Here is a 24893-nt window from a genome sequence, read left to right on the forward strand (position 1 = left end):
TATGCCCTTTGGGTGTAAATTTGAATGGTTTTCTGTATTTACTTTTGAGGAGCTAAATTCTCGACTTTGTTTTTTATATAAAGATCTTTGGCTATTGGCGAAAAACTTTGGTTGATGCCATCTTTGCAAAGCACGGAGGTACTGACCCCAGCATAGATATTGATACTGGCAACACCTTGGTTATTTTTGCACTTCTCATTAGCAATTTTAATGTCTATTTCATCAACAGATTGATAAATACAGCCTTGCAATAAGAGTAAAATCGCAGCAGGTAAAAGTGTTTTCATAGTAGAGTGATCTACGTGATAAAAAGTTAATTTATCATAACTAAATAACGGATAGTTTGGAAATAAAATGAGCGATGAAATTCTGATTAACATTACGCCGCCGGAAACAAGGGTGGCCATTTTGGAAAATGGCGTATTGCAGGAGCTGATTATTGAGCGCCAACGTAAACGCGATATTGTTGGGAATTTATACCGCGGTGAAGTCTGTCGTGTGATGCCGGGTATTCAAGCGGCTTTTGTAGAGATTGGCATGGATAGAGCGGGCTTTTTACACGCCTCTGACGTCCTAATTAATGGTGAAACGCCATCCGATGAAAAAGGAATTGAACGTTTTTTACAACAGGGCCAGCAGGTTGTTGTGCAGGTATTAAAGGCACCCATTGGTACCAAGGGGCCTCGATTAACAATGAGTATTTCTATTCCTTCTCGCTACCAAGTATTTTTACCCTACTCTGAAAAACTCGCGCTATCTCAACAATTAGAAGATGAGACAGAACGCGAAAGGCTACTAGCGTGTATGGAGGTTTTTAAAGAGCAAGGTTATGCAGGTGGGTATATTGCAAGAACGGCTTCAGAAGGCGTTAGCGAAGATAGCATCCGTGCCGACATGTTGTTTCTTAATAAGCTTTGGGACGTGATAAGCCTGCAAATAAAGGAGGTGCCGCTGGGGCTTATTTATGAAGATCTACCGCTTGCGTTAAGGATATTGAGGGATTGGTATCAATCCTCGGTGACTAAAATAGTGATTGATTCGAAAACAAATTTTGATCGAATGATAGATTTTTCGACGAAATTCATGCCAGAAGTTGAAGCATTGTTGGAACTGTATAAGGGTGGTCGGCCACTTTTTGATATGTACAACATTGAAAGTGATATTAAAGCAGCGTTAGAAAGAAAAGTAAGCTTAAAGTCCGGTGGGCATTTGGTGTTCGATCAAACAGAAGCAATGACGACCGTTGATGTGAATACGGGTAGTTATTTGGGCCGTAGCAACCAAGAGCAAACAGTTTTTAAGACCAATATGGAAGCGGCTCAAGCGACGGCGCGTCAGTTACGGCTGAGGAACTTGGGTGGTATTATCATTATCGACTTTATAGATATGCAGGATGAAGGTCATAAAGAATCGGTGTTGAATGCGTTAGAAAAGGCCATGAATAACGATCATGCGAAATATACGATTAGTAGCGTTTCTGAATTAGGCTTGGTTGAAATGACGCGTAAGCGGACTAGGGAAAGTTTGGAGCGGGTGATGTGTGAACCATGTTCTATTTGTTCTGGGGGGGGCATGGTGCGAACACCTGAAACGACATGTTATGAAATTTTCCGAGAAATCATACGCGATGCCCGTCAATATGAGGCAAAAGAACTATTAGTGCTGGCGTCCAATGAAGTCGTTGAAATGCTGCTCGATGAAGAGTCTACGACACTGGCTGATTTAGAGTCCTTCGTCGGTATTCGTATTCGATTTAGAGCGGAGAACCAATATACCCAAGAACAATATGATGTCGTACTGGTGTAGTGTTAGGGCAATAACTAATGAGTAAAGTACGCTTATTTGGGCATTCCCTGCTATGGCTTTTTACGGTCAGCATAGCTGTCCTTGCGGTATTAGTCGTTGGTGTACGGTTTGTCTTAACAGACGTAGCATCGTACAAAAATGACCTTGAAGTTTATCTGAGTCAACAGCTTGGTGGACAAGTTCATCTGCAAGACATGTCCGCCAAAATGGACGGTTTTAAACCACAGCTGAGTTTAACGGGTATCACATTAGACGAACTGAATAAGCCAGCAAAAACACTCAGTATTGGAGAAATCCGCGTCTCGTTTAATCCGCTTGGGTTTATAACGGGGCACATTGTGCCAAGCCAAATAATCATCGTTAATACCAGCATTAAGATAAAGCGGTTTGCTGATGGGCATGTGTCGATCGATGGTTTATCGAGTGATAAAAAAGATGAAAACACCTCTGGTGATTTTTCCTGGCTACTAGAGGGGGAGAAATTTGAGGTCGTCAATAGTCAGATTACTTGGCAAGATGATATGTTAGATTTGCCTGATGTTAGCTTAAACAGCGCACATATCATCTTTCAAAATAATGGCCAAGAACATGCGTTAAAAGTGACGGCTAAGCTGCCAGAAGAAACAGGGGGCGAGTTTGTTTTAGCAATTAATTTGATGGGCGATGTTTTGTCGACTAACGATTGGCAAGCTAAAGGCTACTTTAAAGGAAAAGGTATCGATGTTGCGAAACACTTGTCGCGATTAAAAATAGATGGGCTGTCTATTAATCAAGGTGAGGGTGATATTGAGTTATGGAGTACTTGGGAAGCGGCGCGGTTATCGCAAGTAAAAGGTAATGTGTTAGTACGAAAAGCACACCTTAAACAAGATGGGAAGGAGCTTGATGTAACAAACGTCACGGGTAACTTTGACTGGCAGAAAACATTAAATGGCTGGAAGATAAAGGCGCAAGACTTTGCCTATGAAACAAAAGCTAACACGCAAGAAAAGAGTCAATTTAGCGCGAAATATAGTGCAGGAAAAGATGGCGACTTATCGATTAAAGCATCGGCTCAAGGAATCGACTTGGCAGCCATCTCAGACCTCTTACAGCATTCAACAATTTTAGGAAGTGAGCCTGCCACATTACTTGATGAGCTTAATGTAAGAGGCTTGTTAAAAGAACTAAACGTTTCTATCAATAGTAATGCCGATTCAATGCTATGGGCAGCTTGCGGGGCGTTACAAGGGTTTTCGAGTGATGTTCATAAAACAGTTCCGGCCATTAATAATTTTACTGGAGAGGGCTGTTCTACTCAAGATGAAGGGTGGTTAAGTATTGATACCAATAAGGGCTCTGCGCACTTTAAGAACTTATTTCGCGAGCCTATCCTCGTTGATAAAATGGCGGGTCAGCTGACATGGACGCATAATAACGATGCTTGGGTAATAAACTCTGACTATATCAGTTTGAACTCACCACATATTAGTACACAGCTGCGTATAAATATGCGGTTCCCGGAAGGGGGGCAGTCGCCAACCATCGATTTGCAGTCGATTTTTGGTCAGGCCGATGCTCGCTTCACGTCTCTTTATTTACCAGTGGGTATCATGAATAAAGGCCTAGTTGATTGGCTTGGTGCTGCCTTCGTAGAGGGTCAAACAAAAGGCGGTGGATTGCTCTTAAAAGGCCAATTATCTGATTTTCCATATCGTCAAAAAGCGGGGCTTTTTCAGGTTTTATTCAGTACAAAAGGTGTTCAATTACACTACGCAGATCAGTGGCCAGATGTCATGGGTGCGGCGGCTAATATTGAATTTAAAAATGAAGGCATGAGTATTATTGGTAGCCAAGGCATTATTTCGGGTAACAAAACTGATTATGTGCTGGTCGATATTGCAGACTTTAAAAGAAATAAGTATTTAAATATTTCGGGCAAAATTGATGGTGATATTAGCGGCTTATATACCTTTTTTAAACAGTCACCAATAAAAGAACATGTCGGTACGCTATTGGATCATAGTGCCGTTTCAGGCCCAGCCATAATAGACCTCAATATTCAGGTTCCTTTGGAAAAGAAACTTAATACTAAAGTTAGTGCAACGGCGCGGATATTAGGAGGTGCACTATCACTCCCAGACGTGGATCTTGTTATTAGTCATATTCAAGGTGAATTTAACTATGGGGCAGAGGGCTTAAGTGGGCAATCTATTAAAGCCCAGTTATTGGAGCAAAAGCTAGAGGTCGACATTACAGATAAAAAAAACAGCACGGTTATTTTAGCTAAGGGCCAGATGCATGTGGCGAGTGTAGCCAAAAAATATCCGTCTGACCTATGGCAGTATATTAGTGGCAACAGTTTAGCTAATATAAAAGTTAGTCTTCCACACAGTGGTTTGACAGGCGGTGGCTCATCGACGATTACTGTTAATAGCAACCTCAAGGGAATAGCCGTCGATTTGCCGGAGCCGGCCGGCAAGCAAAAAAATACGATAATACCTTCTAAAGTTGAGATTTCGCTAGGCGAAAAATCGTTGCCTATTAAGGTGTCGTATGGCAATGAGATAAAAGCTAAAATTCAATTTTCTGAGAGCTCTTCTCAGAAGCTTTCGTTTGAAAAAGCGGATATTCACTTCGGTAAAACAGAGGCAAGTTTGCCTGCAACGCCGGGTGTTAGCCTGTCTGGAACACTGGATAAATTGGACGTGAAATCTTGGATAAACGTGATAAGTGCCGAACAAAAAAGCTCGGTGAGTCCAACTATCTTTAATCAGTTTAAGCTTCATATTAAAAAATTAAATTGGCTGGATGCAGCATTTGATGAGTTGCGTGTGATGGGGCGGCATAAAGACTCAGCTTGGTCAGGAGAAGTGGGCAGTCCCTTAGTTGTAGGTCGATATCACGTGCCCGATAATTTGACTGCTGGGAATAAGATTAGCCTTGAATTGGAAACATTGACCATACCGTCTAATGAAGAGCAAACATTGAGCAATAAGGAATCGCCCGTGAGCCCTAGCGATGTGCCAAACATCGACATTACAAGTAAGCAGTTTTTCATCGGTGAGTCAGAACTCGGTCAATTAGAGTTACGGTTACGTCAAAAAGAGAATGGAATGATTATTGAGTCATTATCTTTAAAATCAGATCGTGATGATTTCCAAGCTGATGGCGCGTGGGAAGTAAGCGGGAAGCAGAGCGCAACTGCTTTAAAGGGCCGGCTAAACAGTCAATCCTTGGGCTTACTGTTAAAAGATACGGAGCTTACAAGCAAGCTTAAAGATGCCCCTGTGGATATTTATTTCGATTTGAATTGGCCGGGCGAACCGCAAGCTTTTTCAAAAGAACATTTAAATGGCTATGCAGAGGCAACGTCAGGTCAGGGGCGTTTGTTAGATGTGGAGCCGGGTATTGGGCGAATCTTCGGGCTGCTTAGTTTAAGTACTCTACAAAGACGTTTGCAACTTGATTTTAGTGATTTGGTACAAAAAGGTTTGAGCTTTGACAAGATAAAAGGACGGGTTGTTATCTTAGATGGTGAAGCGCAAACCAACCGTTTTTATTTAGAAAGCCCGTCCGCACGGTTAGATTTTCAGGGTAAGGTTAGCTTGGCTAATGAAGAATTAGATCAAATTATCACAGTGACACCTAAAACAACGGAAAGTTTGCCATTAGCGGGTGCTATTGCGGGCGGTCCTTTAGTGGGTGCAGCGGTGTTTATTGCACAAAAAATAGCGGGTAAAACAGTCAATAAACTGGTGGGCTATCAGTACCGCGTAACAGGACCTTGGAAGGACCCTAAAATAAAACAAATTAGTCAGCCGGGGGGTAAAATATTCGGCATGATGGATAATGTGCTATCCCCTGTGTTTAACGCGGCGGTAGGTCAACTACCCTTTTCAAAACCAGTCTTAGCTGTTGATACAGGCAATGATTAAAGATGAGTGGGTTGTTGCTGCTATTCAGATGGTTTCATCTGATCGAGTGGATGAGAACTTAAGGGCAGTAGAACAACAGGTCAGTCAGGCCGCTGCTAATGGTGCTGAGATGGTCGTCTTGCCGGAAAACTTTGCGTTAATGGCGCGCTATTCAGAACAGCTTTTATCGATAGCAGAGAACTTGGGCGTGGGTGCGATACAGACCTTCTTGGCTGAGTTGTCTGCACGCTACGGTTGTTGGGTAGTGGCAGGTTCTTTACCGATAAAGTCCCCCCTCAGCGACAAAGTGTATGCCACATGCCTAGTGTATAATGCGAGTGGTGAGCAGGTAGCTGTTTACTACAAGATGCACCTGTTTGATGTGGATATAGCGGATGGTAAAGGCCGTTATAGAGAATCTGATACCTTTTTAGCAGGTGATAAGCCTATAGTGGTTGATACGCCTTTTGGCGTGATGGGTTTATCGATTTGTTATGACTTGCGGTTCCCCGAACTGTATCGAGAGTTATTACAACAAGGTGCTGAATTTATGGTGGCGCCGTCAGCGTTCACCGAATTGACCGGCCGCGCGCACTGGTCATTGTTATGCCGAGCAAGGGCTGTTGAGAACAGCTGTTACCTGATCGCGGCGAACCAAGGTGGTGTGCATATAAATGGTCGTGCAACCTACGGACATAGTATGATTGTGGACCCTTGGGGTGATGTGCTTTCAGAGCTCGATACACACGCGGGTATAGCCCTTGCAACCATCAAAAGGTCTGAACTCAACAAAGTAAGAACAAGTCTACCCGCCATCCAGCATCGGCGTTTTTCAATAAAGAGAGATTAATGAACGATTTAATTCAGCAAGCGGAAAGCTTAATTCTTAAGCCAGTCGGTTTATCTATAAACGATATAGATCAAGTGATGGGTCAGTTACTATCGAATCATATTGATCAGGCAGACATCTATTTTCAGTCCTCTCGCAGTGAGTCGTGGGTGCTTGAAGATGGCATTGTAAAGGATGGTAATTACAATATTGAACAAGGCGTGGGGCTACGGGCGGTAAGTGGTGAGAAGACCGGGTTTGCCTACAGTGAGGAATTGGCATTACCGAACCTCTTGGATGCAGCAAAGAGTGTGAAGTCGATTGCGAGCCTAGGTCAAACAGGCATTATAAAGCCCAAATCGTTTAATACATTGCCTGCTCTATACGCGCCTTTAGACCCACTAGACACCCTAAGCACAGAAGAAAAAATAGCCTTACTAAAGAGTGTTGACCAACAAACCCGTCAACTTGACTCGCGTATTGAACAGGTCGTGGTTAGTCTTGTCGGTGTTTATGAAGTGGTGCTGGTTGCAACAGAAGACGGCGGTCTAAGTAGTGATATTCGACCATTGGTGAGAATGAATGTTTCAGTGATCGTAGAAGAAAATGGACGCCGGGAACAAGGTGGCTCTGGTGGCGGTGCTCGTCGCGGTTATGAATATTTTCTAGAAAATGATCGGGCAATGGACTATGGCCGTGAAGCGCTGCGACTCGCATTAGTAAATTTAGAAGCGGTAGACGCGCCTGCCGGTACTATGACCGTTGTTCTGGGCCCAGGCTGGCCAGGGATTTTATTACATGAAGCGATAGGGCATGGTTTAGAGGGTGACTTTAACCGCAAAGGCAGTTCGGCCTTTAGTGGGCAAATTGGTGAAAAAGTAGCCTCATCATTGTGTACGGTTGTTGATGATGGCACGTTAGAAAATAGACGTGGCTCGTTATCTGTTGATGACGAAGGAACCAAAACCGAATGCACAACCTTGATCGAAAACGGTGTTTTAAAAGGCTATATGCACGACAAAATGAATGCACGATTGATGGGGCACGCCGCGACGGGAAATGGTCGTCGTGAATCATACGCCCACTTACCAATGCCGAGAATGACAAACACTTATATGTTGGCCGGTAAAAGCGACCCGGGTGATATTTTAGCGTCAGTAAAAAATGGTTTATACGCGGTGAATTTTGCGGGTGGTCAGGTAGATATCACCTCCGGTAAGTTCGTGTTTTCTGCCAGTGAAGCCTATTTGATCGAAAATGGAAAAATTACCGTACCGGTTAAAGGCGCTACCTTGATCGGCAATGGCCCCGATGTGTTAACTAAAGTGAGCATGGTGGGTAATGACTTGGCACTAGACCAGGGCGTAGGGACGTGTGGTAAAGAAGGACAAAGTGTTCCGGTAGGCGTTGGCCAGCCAACATTAAAAATTGATGGGCTGACTGTAGGAGGCACAAATGCCTAAGTCGATAAGAACATCATCTATTGGTGAGCAAGAAACTGATCGATTGAAAAATATTGCATCGGATATATTAATAGAAGCTAAAAAACAAGGCGCAGATCAAGTAGAAACAGCTGTTAGCGTCGGTCAAGGCCTCTCTGTCAATGCGAGGCTAGGTGAGGTGGAAACGATTGAGCATCACCGAGATCAAGGTGTTGGCATTACCGTTTACAAGGGCAAAAAGAAGGGTTCGGCGAGCTCAACAAAACTCGATTCATCGTCCATAAAAGAAATGGTGTCCGCCGCTTGCGCGATTGCTCAATACGCGGAAGAGGATCCTTTTTCAGGTTTGCCGGAGGAAAAATTGTTAGCGACTGATTTCCCTGACTTATCGTTGCATTACCCCTGGCAGATTAGTTCCGAGCAAGCTATTGAAATGGCGATTACTTGTGAAAACGCAGCGCGTTTTTATGATAAAAAAATAACCAACTCGGAAGGTGCCAGCATACAAACATTTGAGGGTACGCGTGTATTAGCAAATAGCCTTGGGTTTAACCACGGTTACCCCGCCAGTCGTCACAGCATGAGTTGTTCTGTTATTGGTGAATCAAAGGGCACCATGCAACGCGATTATTGGTATACCGTTGCTCGCAAAGCGAGTGATATGGAAGGTGCTGTGAAGGTGGGTGAGATGGCGTCAAAGCGTACAGTTAAGCGTTTGGGGGCAAAATCAATCAGCACTAGAAAGTGCCCAGTGATGTTTGCCGCAGAAGTTAGTAGCGGCTTTATCGGTCATTTTATTTCAGCGATCAGAGGTGGGAACCTGTATCGAAAATCATCTTTTTTACTGGACAGTCTGGGGCAGCAAGTGTTTCCATCATTTATAAATATTTACGAGCAACCGTTGTTGCCGCAAGCGCTGGGGAGTACGGCGTATGACTCAGAAGGTGTGGCAACGTCATTAAGAAATATTGTAAAAGCGGGCGTTGTAGAGGGCTATGTACTGAGTAGCTATTCAGCGCGAAAACTGGGTTTAAAAAGTACTGCTAACGCGGGTGGCGTGCATAACTTGACCGTTGAGTCTGGTGAGTTAGATTTTACCGGCATGTTAAAACAGATGTATACAGGCTTGTTGGTGACAGAGCTGATTGGTCAAGGCGTTAATACGATGACGGGTGACTACTCAAGAGGTGCTGCGGGTTATTGGGTTGAAAATGGCGAGATCCAATATCCGGTTGAAGAGGTGACAATTGCAGGCAATTTAAACGATATGTTTAAATCGATCGTGGCGGTGGGAAGTGATGTGGATTTAAGAGGGAATACTCGCACTGGCTCAATTTTGGTCAGTGAAATGACGTTAGCGGGGACTTAATTTTAGGCTTTTTAGCTTACGTTAAGAAGACGGTTGCTAGGCCTAAAAAAGAAAAGAAACCAATCACGTCAGTCACCGTCGTTAAGATCACGCCACCGGCGATAGCGGGGTCAATATTCATTCGCTTTAAGGTGAGTGGGATAGTAGCGCCAGCAAGTGCGGCGAAGATGAGGTTAATAATCAGAGCGGCACCAATCAAAAGGCCAAGTGATTGACTTTGAAACCAAAGACCCGTGATGACCGCGACCACGCAGGCCCATAGAATGCCGTTTAAGGTACCTACGGATAATTCTTTCCAAAGTAGCCAACGCGAATTTGTTTTACCAATTTGGTTTAATGCGATGCCGCGAATCACTAGCATTAGCGTTTGACTGCCGGCAATACCACCCATGCTTGCGACAATCGGCATTAGCACAGCGAGAGCCACAATTTGTTCGATGGTCGCAGCAAAAAGGCCAATCACCCAAGCGGCTAAAAAAGCGGTAAATAAGTTGATGCCGAGCCATACTGCGCGACGTTTGGCGCTTCTAATGACCGGTGCAAACATATCGTCATCTTCATCCAGACCGGCGAGGCTTAAAAGAGAACGGTCAGCTTCGTCGCGGATAACGTCGACCACGTCATCAACGGTGATACGACCCAGCAGTCGATTATTTTCATCAACAACGGGCGCAGAGACAAGGTTGTAATCTTCAAAAAACAAGGCGACGTCATTGTCGGACAAGGTGGGCGGTAAGGCCTTTTGATCGGTGAGCATGGTATCGCTTACGGATTCTTTTTTACTCTTTGTGAGTAAGTCAGAGATATTAAGCACGCCGAGGTATCGATCATCTCTATCCACAACAAACAATTTGTCGGTATTAGCTGGAAGCTCGCCTCGCTGTCGGAGGTACCTTAAAACCACATCAAGCTCGACATTAGGACGAATGGTGACCATATCGGGGTTCATTAAACCGCCAGCACTGTCTTCATCATACGACATAACGGACTGCAAGCGCCGCCTGTCTTGGTTTGACATGGAGCGTACGACTTCATGTAAAACGGCTTTTGGAAGGTCTTCAAAGATATCGGCCAGGTCATCCGTTTCTAAGGAAACGGCCGCGGTAATAAGGTCTTCTTCGTCGGTTTGTTCAATGAGACCCAAACGCACTTCATCGTTAACCTCAACTAAAATATCCCCCGCTAATGCTGGGTTTATTAGCTCCCAAACGATACGCCTATTTTGGAGCGGTAACGACTCAAGAAGGTTGGCTATTTCAGCAGGATGGAGTTCGTTAACCTGTGCTTCGATTTGCGAAAGCGCACCACTATCAAGGTTACCCGCGAGTAAACGTAGGTGCTCATGGGTGTTCTCGTGTTGTGGAGAGACTGACATATCGATAATAAAATCAGGTGCTGTAAACGCAAACCATTCTAGCTTAATCCATTGCCGACTGCTTTGTTATTTATAGGCTGGGAGGTGTTTGGCTAGTTAAGCGATTTCGCGGTGGCGGGTAATAATGTTGAGGCCTTGTGTTGTTAGGTGATGTGCTAATTTTTCTGTGAGATAAACGGATCGATGTTGACCGCCTGTGCAGCCGATGGCGATGGATAAATAGTTCCGGTTTGTGTTGATAAATTCTGGAATCCAACGGGTTAAGAACTGTGCAGTGTCCTCTAAATAGTCCTGAACAAGCTTTTTTTCATCAAGAAATTCAATAACGGCTGCATCTCTACCAGTAAATTTACGTAAGCTTGGCTCCCAATACGGGTTTGGAAGGCAGCGGGCATCAAACACAAAGTCGACATCGTTCGGTGCGCCGTGTTTATAGCCAAATGACATGATCTGAAGTGACAGGCCGGTGTCTTTATCAAGGCTCACGCGCTCACGTATAATGCTGCGTAACTGGTGTACGTTAGTGTGAGTGGTGTCGATCTGTATGCTGGCATGGCTGGCAATTAAGCTAAGTCGCTCAAGTTCAAGATCAAGGGCTTCGTCTAACGATGTGTTCTCATCAGACAAAGGATGCTTGCGTCGAGTTTCACTGAAGCGCTTTAATAAACTTTCTTTACTGGCCCTGAGGAAAATAACGTCGTAGTCGATGTTATTGTGTTTTAGCTGTTCAATGAATGCGCCAAATTGACTTAATGAAGATTGGTCATTGCGTGCATCAATGCCGACAGCCGCTTTGCTAAATAATGTTTTTTCTGAATCAGTGAGTAGTGTTGAGAAGTCCGGTAATAAAGCAACCGGTAAGTTGTCTGTGCAATAAAAGCCGGCGTCTTCTAAGGTGTCTAAGGTGACACTTTTTCCCGACCCGGATAAGCCGCTTACTATGATGAGTTTCATGATTGCAGTAAAAAGGCCGGCGATAACGCCGGCCTCGAATGCTTAACGATGAGCTTTCGTTTTTTCTTTATGTTTTAGGACTTGCCTGTCTAACTTGTCAACCAATGTGTCGATGGCTGCGTACATATTTTCTTGAGTATCCTCGGCAAAGATTTTTGTCCCATTTAATTGGATAGTTGCTTCTGCTTTTTGTTCCAGTTTCTCAACGGATAGAACAACATGGACGTCGATGACCTTATCAAAGTGGCGCTTGATCTTGCCAAATTTTGAATTAGTATATTCCCGAATAGCATCAGTGATATCAACATGGTGTCCAGATAGATCTAATTGCATATTACTCTCCTGTTGTGGTGACGAAAAATGTCAAAGGATTCGTTTCCTCTGACTAGAAGGGGGTATCGAGATGGATTCGCGGTATTTAGCGATCGTTCGTCTCGCTACGTTAATGCCTTTATCCCCTAGTATAGCGGCAATTTTGTTATCGCTGAGAGGCTTTTTAGGGTTTTCATTATTCACGAGTTCTTTGATAAAGGCTCTGATGGCAGTGGCTGAACATTCACCCCCACTATCAGTTGAAACATGACTGGAAAAGAAGTGTTTAAGCTCAAAAATACCATTTGGCGTATGCATATATTTATTGGTAGTGACGCGAGATATTGTTGATTCATGCATTTCAACAGTGTCGGCAATATCACGAAGCACCATGGGTTTCATAGCAATTGCGCCATGCTCAAGAAACTCTTGCTGTCGGTTAACAATTTCCTGTGAGACTAACATTAAGGTCTCGTTGCGACTTTGCAAACTTTTTAAGAACCAGCGAGCTTCTTGTAAGTGGTTCTTCATTGTTTGGGTATCAGTGCTCTTGTCGCCTTTCTTGATGAGCGTTTGGTAGTAAGGGTTAATACGAATATTAGTGGCTATTTCACCATTGATGGAGACCTGCCATTTACCTTTTAATTTGGCAACGTAAACATCAGGTGTGACGTATTCAGTGCTTGTTTCTTCGACGCCAGAGCCAGGTCGAGGGTTTAGCTGCTGGATAAGAGAAATGATTTGCCCGAGAGTTTCTTCATCTACTCCTAGCTGGCGCTTTAATTTAGTACTATCTTGAGAGCCAAGTGCAGGCATGTAGTCACTAACCAACTCCATGGCCAAAGGCAAAAGCTTCGTATCGTCAGGCAGTTGCCTGAGTTGGATTAGAAGGCAGTCTTGTAAATCAACGGCACCAACGCCTAGCGGGTCGAACGATTGTACCTTGTGTAAAACAGCAATGACTTCATCAAGGTCTAGGTCATCTAAATGCTCTGAAAGGTGTTGATGGAGGAGTTCGGTGGTTGAATTTAAGTAACCATTGTCATCAATACTATCGATAATGGCGGTCGCGATAACGCGGTCGGTGTCTGAAAAATTGGTTAATTCCATTTGCCAGGTAAGGTGGTCGTGTAGCGTCTGTTTGGCAGAGTTTATGCTACCTGGGTCTGGCGGTGTGGTATCGGATGGTTGATTAAGTCCTGGTGATGGCGCTAAATCGTAAATATCATCCCATGAAGTGTCGACAGCTAACTCATCAGGCAGCTGGTCTTGCGAGCCTTCACTGGTTTTCTCGTCAGCAGGCGTCGTTTTTTTATCCGTCTCTTCTTGGTTGGTTTGAGATTCTTCATCTGGAACCTCCAACATCATATTGCCATCCAATACGATTTGAATTTCTTGTTGCAGTTCGAGGGTGGACAGTTGTAACAGGCGAATGGCTTGTTGGAGTTGTGGCGTCATGGTCAAGTGCTGACCAATTCGAAGCTGTAAAGACTGCCTCATTATTTGTACTGCCCGATTATTGAAGGAATTAAAACTTGCTTACATCTCATAATCTCAAGTTTAGCCCATATTTTACAAAGGAGAGTGATTTTAATTAGAATTACATGCGAAAGTCGTGCCCTAAATAAACATCGCGTACTTCACGGTGCCCTAGGATTTCTTCGGCGGAACCTTCAGTGATCACAGAGCCGTTGTTTAAGATGTATGCTCGGTCGCAGGTTCCCAATGTTTCTCTAACATTGTGATCGGTAATGAGCACACCAATATCGCGTTCGGTTAGGTGGTGAATGATTTTCTGAATATCAATAACAGAGATGGGGTCAACACCAGCGAAAGGTTCGTCTAGTAGCACAAAACGTGGTTCAGTCGCGAGGGAGCGCGCTATTTCAAGACGCCGCCTTTCACCGCCTGACAGTGCTAAAGCGCTTTGTGACCGTAAGTGATTAATTGAAAACTCACCGAGTAATTCGTCAAGGGCAAGCTCTTGTTGTCCTGGAGATAGCTCCTGACGGGTTTGTAACACAGCGCGAATATTATCTTCCACGCTTAACTTTCTAAAAACAGAGGCCTCTTGCGGTAAATAGCCGAGGCCTTGCTTTGCTCTGACGTGCATAGGGCTTAGTGTGATGTCTTGTTCGTCGAGAAAAATTTTGCCACTATCAGGTTTTATTAAACCGACGGTGATATAAAAGCTGGTGGTTTTACCGGCACCATTGGGTCCTAATAAGCCAACAACTTCGCCGCTTTTTACGTTGATGCTGACGTTATCAACAACCTTTCGGCCGTTGAATTGTTTGCAGATATTGTCTGTACGTAGGATGCTCATTATTTCTTGGCCGGCTCTAATGTGATCTTGACGCGTTTCGAGCCACTCTTTTTATCGCCAGCTTTAATCACGGATCGCTTGCTGTCGTACTCAATTCGGTCGCTGGTAAATGTGCTGCCGTCCTGCCATAAGGTTGCTTTGTCGATTAGAATCAAGGTGTCCCTAGTAACTAGGTAGTCGAAGCGATTAGCCTCTCCTCGAATAAGGCCTTGGCTGCCGTCTGGTTGTTGTTTGAATTTGACTGGGTTACCAATAGCAATCACTTTATCTGTCGTGCCGCGAGCACCATAAATGGTGACTTTTTCGGCCATGATTTCCATGCTGCCTTGCGTAATAATAACGTTGCCTGAATAGATGGTGATTTTTTTCGCATCATCTAAGTTAAAGCTGTCGGCCTCAACTTCTACCGGCTTTTGTTTGTCAGAGCTCAATGCCCATAATGGCGTTGAGAGTGAGATTAAGATGAAGGCAAAAAAAACAGTTTTCCAATTAATTAATTTCATGCAGGCCTCGTGCTTTCTCTAGTATTTTGATGTTGATAGGTTCGCGAAAATGCGCACGCAAACCAATTCCTTGTATGGTGTTTTCACCAGATTTAATCTTAACGAATTCGTCTGTTTCAGCAAAGTCGTTTGGTAATTGAATGCGGAGGTTATGAGTGTCGATTTCAAGCGGTGCAATATTTTTCAGTGCGTCTCGTTTGATTTTGACGGCCCCGTTAAGCAGAATGAGTTCGCCATCAGAAGAGATGTATCCGGTTTCTGAGTTAATATGTAAGTCAGGTTTGTCTGGCGAATACATGGTCATAATGGGCTGGGTCATTTCGGTGCTGTCATCATCGACGAAATGCTGCATATACTCCGCCTGTATCCGTTGTTTTGGCTTGCCACCTAAGGTCATGCTCAGTACTTCAAAGTTTTTTAAAAAGTAATCAATTTTGTGGCCGGGTTTTATTGTCTGTTGCTCAACCTCTGGCTCTTCTGTAAATGCTAGCCACCAAGTACTGGCGGCGAGAATGGCTAAGGCGGTTATTTTTAGATATTTCATCAGCTTAAAGCTTAAGCGTCGGTGAAAATCTGAATGGCGATAGCCAGTTTTTTTTGAGCAGTCAAAATGGCGTCACACACTTCACGCGCAGCTCCTTGTCCGCCTGGGCGAGTTGTTTGGCCTTGGCAATACGGCAAGATAGACGGGTTGGCATCTTGAACAGCAATAGCGAGGCGAGCTCGGGTCATTAGTGCCAAGTCGGGCAGGTCGTCGCCAACGTGTGCCACTTGATCGGGACGAAGGCTTAATTTGTCGAGTAAATCATTAAAAGCGGCTATTTTGTTCTCTTGTCCCTGATAAACGTGTTTAACGCCAAGACTTTTCATGCGCCGCTCAACAATGGGTGATGAGCGACCGGAAATAACGGCAACTTCAATGCCATTTTGTTGTAGTAGTTTTAACCCCTGGCCGTCTTGCGCGTGGAATGATTTGTATTCTTGACCGCTTAGGTCGAAAAATAATTTCCCATCGGTGAGTACGCCGTCTACGTCAAAAATAACACATTCGATGTCTTGTGCGCGTTGTTGAAAGTCGTCATTTAGCTCAATCACGATAATCCAGCCTTCAGCATATCGTGCATATTCAACGCACCAACTAATTTATTGTTGTCGGTCACGAGTAAAGCGTTAATTTTCTTGTCTTGCATTAATTGTAAGGCCTCAACAGCTAGTTTTTCTGGGCTAATAGTGGCGCCACCTTGAGTCATTACTCGTTGAACTTCGGTGTTATGTACATCGATATTACCTTCGAGCATACGTCGTAAATCACCGTCAGTAAAAATACCGGTTAAGGTGCCCTGTTTATTGGTGATGGCGGTCATGCCTAATTTTTTTTCAGTCATTTCGAGTAAGGCGGTGCTAACGAGCGCTGTTTCTTCAATGACAGGAATATCACTGCCTTTATGCATGACATCGTTAACGTGAAGCAGTAAGCGCCTGCCAAGACTACCACCAGGGTGTGATAATGCAAAATCGGCTTCGGTGAAACCACGAGCTTCAAGCAGTGCGATCGCTAATGCGTCCCCCATTACCAAGGCAGCGGTAGTGCTTGACGTGGGTGCCAGTCCTAATGGACAAGCTTCTTTGTCTACGCTGGAATTAATGGGTGCGTCAGACATGGTGGCTAGGGTTGAGCTCGGGTTGCCAGTGATAGAAATTAGTGGGATTCCAAGGCGCTTTAAGATAGGTAAAATGGTTAGTACTTCGCCCGTTTCGCCAGAGTTTGATAGCGCTAAGGCAACGTCACTTTTGGTAATCATGCCTAAGTCGCCATGGCTGGCTTCGCCTGGGTGGACGAAGAAGGCGGGTGTACCGGTGCTTGCAAGTGTGGCAGCAATTTTATTACCAACGTGCCCAGATTTCCCCATGCCGATAACAACTATTTTTCCTTCGCACTGGAGCATTAGCTCACAAGCATCGATAAAATGTTCGTTAATGTGTTGGGTGAGGTTTGAAATGGCCTCGGCTTCAGTTTTTATAACGGCTAAACCGAGTCGTTTTAGTTGTTCTCGATGACTATTTTTATTGGGCATGCGTGGGCAGTCTTTGTTTAGCTAAATTCCAATGGTGTCTAAGTATACCTTGCTGAGGTAGGCGATAAAAAATATCATAAAAATCCCGCCTTTAAAACGGCTGATCTCTGGTTTGCCTTTGAAACTATAGGAGAAAAAGAACAGACATAACGTAATACCAAGCATAACTGGGAAGTCACGTGAAATGAGTTGTGCGTCTACTGCGCCAGGGTGAATAAGCCCCGGTAAACAAAAAACAGCCAATAAATTAAAAGCATTTGAGCCGATAATGTTACCAACGGCAAGGTCGGGTTCTTTCTTGATAACACTCATGATGGAGGCAGCCAGTTCAGGCAGGCTAGTACCAATGGCGATGATGGTTAAGCCAATTACTAGGTCGCTAACACCAAAGATGATTGCAATGTTAACAGCGGCCCAGACAAGCAGCTTTGAACTTGCGATCAGCCCAATGAGCCCGATTATTGCGTAGAGACTGGCTGCCTTATTACTGATATCAGTTGGGATTTCGTCGTCGAATTCAGTGGCCAATGCATCGGCCTTTTGCTGTTTGCTTTGTTGTGCGCTACGTAGCAACCAATATAGAAAAGCAAATAAGCCAGCGATTAAAATAAGGCCATCTAATTGCGATAAATCGCCATCAATGACTAATAAATAACTCGCGATTGAAATGGCCAACAAAATGGGCAGTTCACGTTTAAGTAAGGATGATTGTATTAGGATAGGAGTTACAAGCGCAGTCGCCCCTAACACTAAACCGATATTAGCGATATTTGAGCCAATTGCATTTCCTGTTGCTAATCCAGTGTTACCTTGAATTGAAGCCATTCCAGCGACTAACATTTCCGGGGCAGAGGTGCCTAAGCCGACAATGGTCAGGCCGATAATTAAGGGTGAGATACCCAAGTTGCGAGCGATAGCCGATGTGCCTTTGACAAAGGAATCGGCAGAAAATATTAAAAACAAAAAGCCTGCAAAAAGGGCAGCTGAAAATAAAAGCATAAAGAATAAGCTGGATTAGGTTTGGTTAAAGCAAAGATTTATTGTCGCATAGAATGATTGCCTGCAAATAGCCTTAGCGGTGAATCAAGGGACTTAAATTATTTTTTATGTAATTTCTCGTAAATATTGGAAGTTCAGATTGACGTGCAATACTAAGGTAAGGACAATGCTTGATCTATTTTATATAGTAAGTATTAGAGCATTAAATAAAAGTGGCAAGAAACTAGGTAAACGGAATTGACGGAAATAGCCCCATTAATAAAAATTAGAGATGTCCATTTTTCTCGCGGATCAAAAGTTATTTTTGACGGCGTGAATATGGATATTCAGCGCGGAAAAGTAACAGCTATTATGGGCCCGAGTGGAACAGGTAAAACCACGTTGCTAAAGCTGATTGGTGGGCAGTTGAGGCCCACGGCTGGCACGGTTGAAGTGGATGGGCAAAATATTCATCAATTAAGGCATAAAGAACTTTATCAGTTGCGCAAAAAGATGGGTATGCTATTCCAAAGTGGTGCGCTGCTAACGGATATTTCCGTGTTTGATAATGTCGCGTTTCCGCTGCGCGAACACACTCAGCTGCCGGAGTCGATGATTCGTCACCTAGTGCTTATGAAGCTGCATGCGGTTGGTTTGCGTGGGGCACGAGATTTAATGCCATCAGAACTGTCGGGTGGTATGGCGAGACGGGTTGCGTTAGCTCGGGCGATTGCGTTAGACCCGATGATGATTATGTACGATGAGCCGTTTACGGGGCAGGACCCTATTTCAATGGGTGTTTTAGTGCAGCTTATTCGGTTGTTAAATGACGCTTTAGGCTTGTCGAGTATTGTTGTATCGCACGATGTGAAAGAGACGTGTGCAATTGCAGATTACGTGTATTTGGTGTCAGCTGGCAAGGTGATTGAACACGGTTCGCCAGAACAGCTTGCGCTATCAGATTCAGAATGGTCGCAACAGTTTATGCAGGGAATGGCTGATGGTCCGGTTCCCTTTCATTATGAGGCGAAAGAGTACGCAAAAGATTTATTAGGTTTAGAGGCATGAATATGAAAGTGGGTTTACCATGCTAGATTATTTTCAACGGTTAGGTGCTAGCTCGCTGGGCATGTTTGAGCGCTTGGGCCGTGGTTCGTTGTTCTTCGTCAATGTTTTACTCAGTATACCGAGTGTTATTATTAGACCGCGCTTGTTAATCAGCCAGATACACTCAGTGGGTGTGTTGAGTTTTGCGTTGATTGTTATTTCAGGTCTGTTCGTTGGTATGGTGCTCGCGTTGCAAGGTTTTTACACCTTGTCAGACTTTGGCGCCGAGGGCATGTTGGGTGTTATGGTTTCGGCGTCATTGATTAGAGAGCTGGGACCGGTTGTAGCCGCGCTATTATTCGCGGGTCGTGCAGGGTCAGCGTTAACGGCTGAAATTGGCCTGATGAAGGCGACAGAGCAATTATCCGGTATGGAAATGATGGCGGTTGACCCTGTGGCGAGAATTATGGCGCCACGTTTCTTGGCGGGGTTGATCTCTATGCCTATCTTAGCGACCATATTTAGCGCAGTGGGTATTCTAGGCGGCTATTTCATTGGGGTTGGATTGCTGGGTATCGATGAAGGCGGCTATTGGTCTCAAATGCAGGCCAAAATAGATTTCGATCAGGACGTCATTAATGGCCTGATCAAAAGTGTTGTATTTGGTTGGGTGGTGACTTGGATCGCTATTTTTGAGGGCTACGATGCTATACCAACCTCTGAAGGTGTGAGTCGTGCGACAACGAGAACCGTTGTCCATTCTGCGTTTGCTATTTTATTGTTAGATTTTATTTTAACTGCATTGATGTTTGGAGATATCTAATATGCATATATCGAGATCGATTGAGGTTTTAGTGGGTTTTTTCGTGGCAATTGGTTTTGTGGCGATGTTCTTTTTATCCATGGAAGTGAGTAACTTAAGCAGTGCCAATGGTGATGGTGGTTATGATATAACGGCGAGTTTTGAGAATGTCGGTAGCTTGAAAGTGCGCGCACCTGTGGCAATGGCGGGCGTTAATGTTGGTAGGGTGACCGCTATTAATTTTGACCCAGAGTCATTTGAAGCAGTGGTGACGATGAGTATAGAGGCGAAATATAATCAATTGCCCTCAGATAGTAATGCAAGTATTTTAACGGCTGGGTTATTGGGTGAGCAGTACATTGGCCTAGAGCCTGGCGGTGAAGAAGAGGTGTTGATGAATGGAAGTGTGCTGGAGTTGACGCAATCAGCTTTAGTGCTGGAGCAGATCATAGGTCAATTCCTCTTCAGTAGTGATTCAGCAGAAGAGTAGAGTAATGATGGTTATTGAAGAGAGGTTTCAACGATGAGCATGGCGGAACTAAAGCAAAATGGTGCGGGTGTCATAGATGTTTCAGGTACCTTGGGGTTTGGCTTGGTTGTTGATTTATTGAACAGTTCTCGGCGCTTTTTTTCTAGCCAAACGGACTTAGTGTTTGATCTCAGTGGTGTTGAAAAAACAGACAGTGCTGGCTTAGCGTTAATGGTTGAGTGGATGGTGAGGGCGCAGGAATCTGGCCAGACGATTTCCTTTCGAGAGGTTCCCAAGCAAATGCTCGACATAGCACGTGTCAGCGGCCTTGACGGAGTTTTACCGATCGTTTAGCGGTATTAAAAATGAAAAAATTAGGTGTATAAAATAAATGGATAAGTTGATTATTCAAGGCGGCGGGCCACTCTCAGGAGAAATACGCATTTCAGGAGCAAAAAATGCTGCGTTACCAATTCTAGCGGGGGCATTACTTGCTGAGAACCCGGTTGTGATTGGAAATGTGCCGCATCTTCACGATATTACGACCACGATGAGCTTGTTAGGGCAAATGGGTGTGACCTTATCGGTGGATGAAAAGGTGAGAGTTGAGGTTGATTCTTCAACGATATCCTCATACAAAGCGCCTTACGAATTAGTAAAAACAATGCGTGCTTCAATTATAGTTCTAGGTCCATTATTGGCTCGGTTTGGTAAGGCTGAAGTGTCTTTACCAGGTGGTTGCGCCATTGGTTCACGGCCTGTGGATATTCACTTGAAGGGTTTGGAAGCTATGGGTGCTGATATCCGTGTTGAAAATGGCTATATTCATGCAACGTGTGACCGGTTGAAGGGTGCGCGCCTTGTTTTGGATATGGTGACGGTAACAGGTACCGAGAATTTAATGATGGCGGCCACGCTTGCAGAAGGCACAACCATTATTGAAAATGCCGCGCGCGAACCTGAAGTGAGTGATTTGGCGAATTTCTTAAATGAATTGGGTGCAAAGATATCGGGTATTGGAACAGATACCTTAACCATTGAAGGCGTAACATCGTTAGCCACTAAAAATTTAGTGTATAACATTTTGCCGGATAGAATTGAGGCGGGTACATATTTAGTTGCCGCCGCAGTGACGGGTGGAAAAATCAAAATCAAAGATGTTGATCCAAGCACCTTAGATATGGTGTTGTCGAAACTAGAAGAGGCTGGTGCCAATTTATCGATAGGGGATGATTGGATTGAATTGGATATGGCTGGCCGACGCGCTAAAGCTGTTTCATTTAAAACAGCACCATACCCAGGTTTTCCAACGGATATGCAGGCTCAGTTTATGGTTTTAAATGTGTTAGCCGAAGGCACTTCCGTTATCACAGAAACTATTTTTGAAAATCGCTTTATGCACGTTCACGAATTACAGCGCTTGGGTGCCGATATTAGATTAGAAGGCAATACAGCGATATGTGTTGGTAAAGAGGTTCTTGAAGGCGCAACGGTCATGGCGACAGATTTAAGGGCGTCGGCTAGCCTAGTTATCGCCGGCTTGGTGTCAAAAGGCGAAACAATTATCGAGCGAATTTATCATATTGACCGTGGCTATGAATGCATTGAAGAGAAAACGGCTTTATTAGGCGGAAAAATTCGCCGAGTACCCAATTAAATACCTATGTTAACAATTGCAATATCAAAAGGAAGAATCTTAAAAGATACGCTACCGCTATTGGCAGAAGCAGGCATTGAGCCATCTGAAGATTTATCTAAAACACGAAAATTGATTGTTCCCAGTGTGTGTGGCAACGTTAATTTGGTGATTATCCGAGCCACCGATGTGCCAACATTTGTTGAATATGGCGCTGCCGATGTGGGTATTACGGGTAAAGACACTTTGGTCGAACACGGTAGTGATAACCTTTATGAGCCTCTGGATTTAAATATCGCAAAGTGTCGTTTAATGACGGCGATTGTAACTGGGAAAGAATTACCGTCCGGTAAAATTCGGGTGGCATCAAAATATGTGTCGCTAACAGAGCAATATTTTGCGAAGCAAGGTCAACAAGTAGAGATTATTAAGTTGTATGGTTCTATGGAGTTGGCGCCCATCGTGGGTTTAGCAGACTGCATCGTTGATTTAGTCGACACCGGTAACACCCTGAAAGCAAATGGTATGGAGCCGTTGGACCTTATTATGAACATCAGTTCAAGATTGGTGATTAATAAGGCTTCGATGAAGATGAAGCATCAGCAGATTAAAGAGCTTGTTAAAAAGCTAGAAGTAGCGGTTGAAAATAGGCGTTAGAGTATGAATATAACGACTCTAGATGCATCTAGTGCCGATTTCGATCAAGAACTTGATGGCCTGTTGAAGTGGGATGAAACGCAGGATGCGTCGATATCGCAAACTGTTTCAAGCATCATCGAGGCGGTGCGACAACAAGGCGATTCGGCTTTATTGTCTTATACCCAGCAGTTTGATCAGTGGAGTGAGTCATCCGATGACTTGCTGCTTAGTCGTGAACAGTTAGAGCCAGCATGGAAGCAACTGCCAGAGGAGCAATCGAGGGCGCTAACCACGGCGGCAGATAGGATCCGTGCGTATGCTGAGCACCAAAAGATGCAGTCGTGGGATTTTGTTGATGAATTTGGTAATACCCTCGGTCAGAAAGTCACTCCTTTAGAACGCGTTGGTGTGTACGTGCCAGGCGGGAAGGCGGCATACCCTTCATCTGTTTTGATGAATGTTATTCCCGCAAAAGTAGCTGGTGTTGCTGAAATTGTGATGGTGACGCCAACCCCTAAAGGTGAATTGAATCAATTGGTGTTAGCGGCTGCTTTCTTAGCAGGCGTTGATAAAGTCATTAGAGTGGGCGGCGCACAAGCGGTAGCGGCGCTGGCTTATGGTACCGAAGTTGTGCCAGCGGTTGATAAAATCGTTGGGCCGGGCAATATTTTTGTCGCCACAGCTAAGAAGCAAGTTTTTGGTCAGGTCGGTATTGATATGGTGGCTGGGCCATCTGAAATTCTTATTATTTGTGATGGCAAGACAAACCCAGATTGGATAGCGATGGACTTGTTTTCACAAGCGGAGCACGATGAAAATGCTCAGTCGATACTTATTTCGCTGGATGCAGGGTTTATTGATGCGGTCAAGAAAAGTATGGATAGATTGCTGTCAACAATGGAACGGTCAAACGTCATTAAAGCATCGTTGGAAAGTAGAGGTGGATTTATTTATGCCGCTACCAGCGAGCAAGCGATTGAAATCGCAAATAAAATAGCGCCTGAGCATTTAGAACTGTCAGTGGATAATGCTGAAGCATGGGTGTCCCAGATCAAGCATGCAGGTGCTATCTTTATGGGGCGATATACCCCGGAAGCCTTAGGTGATTATTGTGCAGGCCCTAATCATGTATTGCCAACGTCTGGAACGGCGAGATTTTCATCGCCATTAGGCGTTTACGACTTTCAAAAGCGTAGCAGTATTATCAACTGCAGCCAGTCGGGCGCATCTGATTTGTCTGCTACAGCGTCTATTTTGGCGCGTGGTGAGGCGTTAACGGCCCACGCTAGATCCGCAGAATACCGTAAACTTGGTGACTAACATTGTCTAAAAAACAGATGAATTTACAGAACTTAATTCGCCCAGAAATACAAAAAATGACGGCATATCAAGTGCCAGAATCCACAGGTTTAGTGAAGTTGGACGCAATGGAGAACCCATTTGCATGGCCAGACGAAATGAAGGCCGAGTGGTTGGAATTACTGTCAACAGCTGAGCCGAATAGATACCCTGACCCATCTGCAAAGGAATTAGTGACGAGTCTGCGTGAGTGCTTTGGCGTTTCCGCTGAATTGGGCGTAGTGTTGGGCAATGGTTCGGATGAATTGATCCAGCTTATCTTGATGGCAATGAATCATAATGCTTGTGTAATGGCTCCCACGCCAAGCTTTGTTATGTACCAACACATTGCAAACTCGTTGGGCTTGCCGTTTATTGGGATACCATTAAGTAAGGACTTTAGTTTAGACATGCCAGCGATGCTGGCGGCGATAAAGAAAGATGACCCAGCCGTAATTTTCTTGGCTTACCCTAATAATCCAACGGCAAACTTATTTAGTGATGATGATTTGCTTGCAATTCTAGATGCTTCAAATGGCATCGTGGTGATTGATGAGGCGTATCAGCCTTTTGCACATAAAACATTCTTAAACCGGGTGCGGGATTTTGAGCAATTGTTAGTGATGCGGACGGTATCAAAGCTTGGTCTTGCAGGCTTGCGCCTTGGTTTTGTTGTCGGGCATAAAAACTTAACCGGTCAACTAGAGAAGGTAAGGTTACCGTATAACATCAATGTGTTTACGCAGTTAACGGCAAGATTTGCTTTTAAGCACATTGACGTGCTGGACTCTCAAGCTGCCATTATTTGTGAACAACGCGAGCGATTGCTTGAAAGTCTTTCGTCATTTGATGGGCTTAATGTTTTCCCAAGCGAAGCTAACTTTATATTATTTTCACTGCGATCGGATTCTGCTGAGCGTGTTTTTGATGCGTTAAAGCAAGCAGGTGTATTGATTAAAAAAATGGGTAAGGTGCAAGGCTTACCCGCTGAATGCTTACGCGTAACAGTCGGTTCAGATTCAGAAAATAAGTTATTTCTCGAAAAAATCCATTCAATACTCTAATCTTCGTTAGAAAAATATTCGTTTCATAAGATA

24 protein-coding genes are annotated in these 24893 nt (G+C 44.4%); 13 read left to right on the forward strand and 11 right to left on the reverse strand.

All coding sequences use genetic code 11. From position 1 onward, the window contains the following. Positions 1-38 precede the first annotated feature (38 nt). Positions 39-287, reverse strand: a complete 249-nt coding sequence (locus AB1Y31_01475) for a hypothetical protein (protein MEW4981834.1) — start codon at positions 285-287, stop codon at positions 39-41. Between the two features lie 67 nt (positions 288-354). On the opposite strand from AB1Y31_01475, the gene rng reads away from it, so the two are divergent. Genes rng through pmbA form a run of 5 tightly spaced genes read left to right on the forward strand, consistent with a single transcriptional unit; the run spans position 355 to position 9342 of the window. Further along, a complete protein-coding gene (gene rng, locus AB1Y31_01480) occupies positions 355-1806 on the forward strand; it encodes a ribonuclease G (GenBank protein MEW4981835.1) in 1452 nt (483 codons plus the stop codon). Between the two features lie 17 nt (positions 1807-1823). Next, positions 1824-5723 (forward strand): YhdP family protein, encoded by a 3900-nt coding sequence (locus tag AB1Y31_01485; GenBank protein ID MEW4981836.1) that lies wholly within the window; start codon positions 1824-1826, stop codon positions 5721-5723. Continuing rightward, positions 5716-6552: a carbon-nitrogen hydrolase family protein gene (locus AB1Y31_01490; protein ID MEW4981837.1), complete on the forward strand. Its 837-nt coding sequence runs from the start codon at positions 5716-5718 to the stop codon at positions 6550-6552. The genes AB1Y31_01485 and AB1Y31_01490 overlap by 8 nt, the downstream gene beginning before the upstream one ends. Beyond that, on the forward strand, positions 6552-7994 hold the full coding sequence (tldD, locus tag AB1Y31_01495; protein MEW4981838.1) for a metalloprotease TldD: 1443 nt from the start codon (positions 6552-6554) through the stop codon (positions 7992-7994). The genes AB1Y31_01490 and tldD overlap by 1 nt, the downstream gene beginning before the upstream one ends. Then, positions 7987-9342 (forward strand): metalloprotease PmbA, encoded by a 1356-nt coding sequence (gene pmbA, locus AB1Y31_01500; protein MEW4981839.1) that lies wholly within the window; start codon positions 7987-7989, stop codon positions 9340-9342. Before tldD ends, pmbA begins: the two co-directional genes overlap by 8 nt. Positions 9343-9358: 16 nt before the next feature. Here the strand turns inward: pmbA and mgtE are convergent, their stop codons facing one another. The 10 genes from mgtE to AB1Y31_01550 all read right to left on the reverse strand — a co-directional run bounded on the left by mgtE (position 9359) and on the right by AB1Y31_01550 (position 17886). Next, a complete protein-coding gene (mgtE, locus tag AB1Y31_01505; protein ID MEW4981840.1) occupies positions 9359-10717 on the reverse strand; it encodes a magnesium transporter in 1359 nt (452 codons plus the stop codon). Between the two features lie 96 nt (positions 10718-10813). After that, complete coding sequence (gene rapZ / locus AB1Y31_01510; protein MEW4981841.1) at positions 10814-11671, reverse strand: RNase adapter RapZ; 858 nt, start codon at positions 11669-11671, stop codon at positions 10814-10816. Between the two features lie 42 nt (positions 11672-11713). After that, a complete protein-coding gene (gene raiA, locus AB1Y31_01515) occupies positions 11714-12004 on the reverse strand; it encodes a ribosome-associated translation inhibitor RaiA (protein ID MEW4981842.1) in 291 nt (96 codons plus the stop codon). A 30-nt stretch (positions 12005-12034) separates the two neighbouring features. Next, entirely contained in the window at positions 12035-13483 is a 1449-nt protein-coding gene (locus AB1Y31_01520) for an RNA polymerase factor sigma-54 (GenBank protein ID MEW4981843.1), read from the reverse strand. A 100-nt stretch (positions 13484-13583) separates the two neighbouring features. Next, positions 13584-14309, reverse strand: coding sequence for an LPS export ABC transporter ATP-binding protein (gene lptB, locus AB1Y31_01525; GenBank protein ID MEW4981844.1), 726 nt, complete (start codon positions 14307-14309; stop codon positions 13584-13586). After that, the gene (gene lptA, locus AB1Y31_01530) at positions 14309-14812 is read right to left on the reverse strand and encodes a lipopolysaccharide transport periplasmic protein LptA (protein ID MEW4981845.1); all 504 of its coding nucleotides are present in this window, start codon (positions 14810-14812) and stop codon (positions 14309-14311) included. Before lptA ends, lptB begins: the two co-directional genes overlap by 1 nt. Next, positions 14799-15356 carry an LPS export ABC transporter periplasmic protein LptC gene (lptC, locus tag AB1Y31_01535; GenBank protein ID MEW4981846.1) on the reverse strand — a complete coding sequence of 186 codons (558 nt, stop codon included), beginning with the start codon at positions 15354-15356 and terminating at the stop codon, positions 14799-14801. The genes lptA and lptC overlap by 14 nt, the downstream gene beginning before the upstream one ends. A gap of 11 nt (positions 15357-15367) precedes the next feature. Then, the gene (locus tag AB1Y31_01540; GenBank protein ID MEW4981847.1) at positions 15368-15907 is read right to left on the reverse strand and encodes an HAD-IIIA family hydrolase; all 540 of its coding nucleotides are present in this window, start codon (positions 15905-15907) and stop codon (positions 15368-15370) included. Continuing rightward, the gene (locus tag AB1Y31_01545; protein ID MEW4981848.1) at positions 15904-16887 is read right to left on the reverse strand and encodes a KpsF/GutQ family sugar-phosphate isomerase; all 984 of its coding nucleotides are present in this window, start codon (positions 16885-16887) and stop codon (positions 15904-15906) included. Before AB1Y31_01545 ends, AB1Y31_01540 begins: the two co-directional genes overlap by 4 nt. Positions 16888-16908: 21 nt before the next feature. Continuing rightward, entirely contained in the window at positions 16909-17886 is a 978-nt protein-coding gene (locus AB1Y31_01550; protein MEW4981849.1) for a calcium/sodium antiporter, read from the reverse strand. 246 nt (positions 17887-18132) lie between these two features. Between AB1Y31_01550 and AB1Y31_01555 the strand changes: the two genes are divergently transcribed. From AB1Y31_01555 to hisC, 8 genes are read left to right on the forward strand one after another with little or no spacing between them, the layout of a single operon-like run. Continuing rightward, complete coding sequence (locus tag AB1Y31_01555) at positions 18133-18933, forward strand: ATP-binding cassette domain-containing protein (GenBank protein ID MEW4981850.1); 801 nt, start codon at positions 18133-18135, stop codon at positions 18931-18933. Positions 18934-18952: 19 nt separating this feature from the next. Then, positions 18953-19735 carry a lipid asymmetry maintenance ABC transporter permease subunit MlaE gene (gene mlaE / locus AB1Y31_01560; protein MEW4981851.1) on the forward strand — a complete coding sequence of 261 codons (783 nt, stop codon included), beginning with the start codon at positions 18953-18955 and terminating at the stop codon, positions 19733-19735. Position 19736: 1 nt separating this feature from the next. Further along, positions 19737-20204 (forward strand): outer membrane lipid asymmetry maintenance protein MlaD, encoded by a 468-nt coding sequence (mlaD, locus tag AB1Y31_01565; GenBank protein ID MEW4981852.1) that lies wholly within the window; start codon positions 19737-19739, stop codon positions 20202-20204. 33 nt (positions 20205-20237) lie between these two features. Then, positions 20238-20537 carry an STAS domain-containing protein gene (locus tag AB1Y31_01570; protein MEW4981853.1) on the forward strand — a complete coding sequence of 100 codons (300 nt, stop codon included), beginning with the start codon at positions 20238-20240 and terminating at the stop codon, positions 20535-20537. A 37-nt stretch (positions 20538-20574) separates the two neighbouring features. Beyond that, the gene (murA, locus tag AB1Y31_01575; GenBank protein MEW4981854.1) at positions 20575-21840 is read left to right on the forward strand and encodes a UDP-N-acetylglucosamine 1-carboxyvinyltransferase; all 1266 of its coding nucleotides are present in this window, start codon (positions 20575-20577) and stop codon (positions 21838-21840) included. A gap of 6 nt (positions 21841-21846) precedes the next feature. Beyond that, the gene (hisG, locus tag AB1Y31_01580; protein MEW4981855.1) at positions 21847-22476 is read left to right on the forward strand and encodes an ATP phosphoribosyltransferase; all 630 of its coding nucleotides are present in this window, start codon (positions 21847-21849) and stop codon (positions 22474-22476) included. Positions 22477-22479: 3 nt separating this feature from the next. Further along, on the forward strand, positions 22480-23778 hold the full coding sequence (hisD, locus tag AB1Y31_01585) for a histidinol dehydrogenase (GenBank protein ID MEW4981856.1): 1299 nt from the start codon (positions 22480-22482) through the stop codon (positions 23776-23778). A 17-nt stretch (positions 23779-23795) separates the two neighbouring features. Next, positions 23796-24860, forward strand: coding sequence for a histidinol-phosphate transaminase (hisC, locus tag AB1Y31_01590; GenBank protein ID MEW4981857.1), 1065 nt, complete (start codon positions 23796-23798; stop codon positions 24858-24860). Positions 24861-24893: the final 33 nt, after the last annotated feature.

This window comes from Cycloclasticus sp. (assembly GCA_040743155.1).
Taxonomy (GTDB): domain Bacteria; phylum Pseudomonadota; class Gammaproteobacteria; order Methylococcales; family Cycloclasticaceae; genus Cycloclasticus.

Coding starts and splice junctions, on each gene's coding strand:
- mlaD (MEW4981852.1), top strand. CDS start 19,737: ATGCATATATCGAGATCGATTGAGGTTTTAGTGGGTTTTTTCGTGGCA.
- pmbA (MEW4981839.1), top strand. CDS start 7,987: ATGCCTAAGTCGATAAGAACATCATCTATTGGTGAGCAAGAAACTGAT.
- hisC (MEW4981857.1), top strand. CDS start 23,796: ATGAATTTACAGAACTTAATTCGCCCAGAAATACAAAAAATGACGGCA.
- raiA (MEW4981842.1), bottom strand. CDS start 12,004: ATGCAATTAGATCTATCTGGACACCATGTTGATATCACTGATGCTATT.
- AB1Y31_01570 (MEW4981853.1), top strand. CDS start 20,238: ATGAGCATGGCGGAACTAAAGCAAAATGGTGCGGGTGTCATAGATGTT.
- tldD (MEW4981838.1), top strand. CDS start 6,552: ATGAACGATTTAATTCAGCAAGCGGAAAGCTTAATTCTTAAGCCAGTC.
- rng (MEW4981835.1), top strand. CDS start 355: ATGAGCGATGAAATTCTGATTAACATTACGCCGCCGGAAACAAGGGTG.
- rapZ (MEW4981841.1), bottom strand. CDS start 11,671: ATGAAACTCATCATAGTAAGCGGCTTATCCGGGTCGGGAAAAAGTGTC.
- AB1Y31_01475 (MEW4981834.1), bottom strand. CDS start 287: ATGAAAACACTTTTACCTGCTGCGATTTTACTCTTATTGCAAGGCTGT.
- murA (MEW4981854.1), top strand. CDS start 20,575: ATGGATAAGTTGATTATTCAAGGCGGCGGGCCACTCTCAGGAGAAATA.
- AB1Y31_01520 (MEW4981843.1), bottom strand. CDS start 13,483: ATGAGGCAGTCTTTACAGCTTCGAATTGGTCAGCACTTGACCATGACG.
- lptA (MEW4981845.1), bottom strand. CDS start 14,812: ATGAAATTAATTAATTGGAAAACTGTTTTTTTTGCCTTCATCTTAATC.
- AB1Y31_01485 (MEW4981836.1), top strand. CDS start 1,824: ATGAGTAAAGTACGCTTATTTGGGCATTCCCTGCTATGGCTTTTTACG.
- AB1Y31_01545 (MEW4981848.1), bottom strand. CDS start 16,887: ATGCCCAATAAAAATAGTCATCGAGAACAACTAAAACGACTCGGTTTA.
- hisD (MEW4981856.1), top strand. CDS start 22,480: ATGAATATAACGACTCTAGATGCATCTAGTGCCGATTTCGATCAAGAA.
- AB1Y31_01550 (MEW4981849.1), bottom strand. CDS start 17,886: ATGCTTTTATTTTCAGCTGCCCTTTTTGCAGGCTTTTTGTTTTTAATA.
- lptC (MEW4981846.1), bottom strand. CDS start 15,356: ATGAAATATCTAAAAATAACCGCCTTAGCCATTCTCGCCGCCAGTACT.
- hisG (MEW4981855.1), top strand. CDS start 21,847: ATGTTAACAATTGCAATATCAAAAGGAAGAATCTTAAAAGATACGCTA.
- mlaE (MEW4981851.1), top strand. CDS start 18,953: ATGCTAGATTATTTTCAACGGTTAGGTGCTAGCTCGCTGGGCATGTTT.
- AB1Y31_01490 (MEW4981837.1), top strand. CDS start 5,716: ATGATTAAAGATGAGTGGGTTGTTGCTGCTATTCAGATGGTTTCATCT.
- mgtE (MEW4981840.1), bottom strand. CDS start 10,717: ATGTCAGTCTCTCCACAACACGAGAACACCCATGAGCACCTACGTTTA.
- lptB (MEW4981844.1), bottom strand. CDS start 14,309: ATGAGCATCCTACGTACAGACAATATCTGCAAACAATTCAACGGCCGA.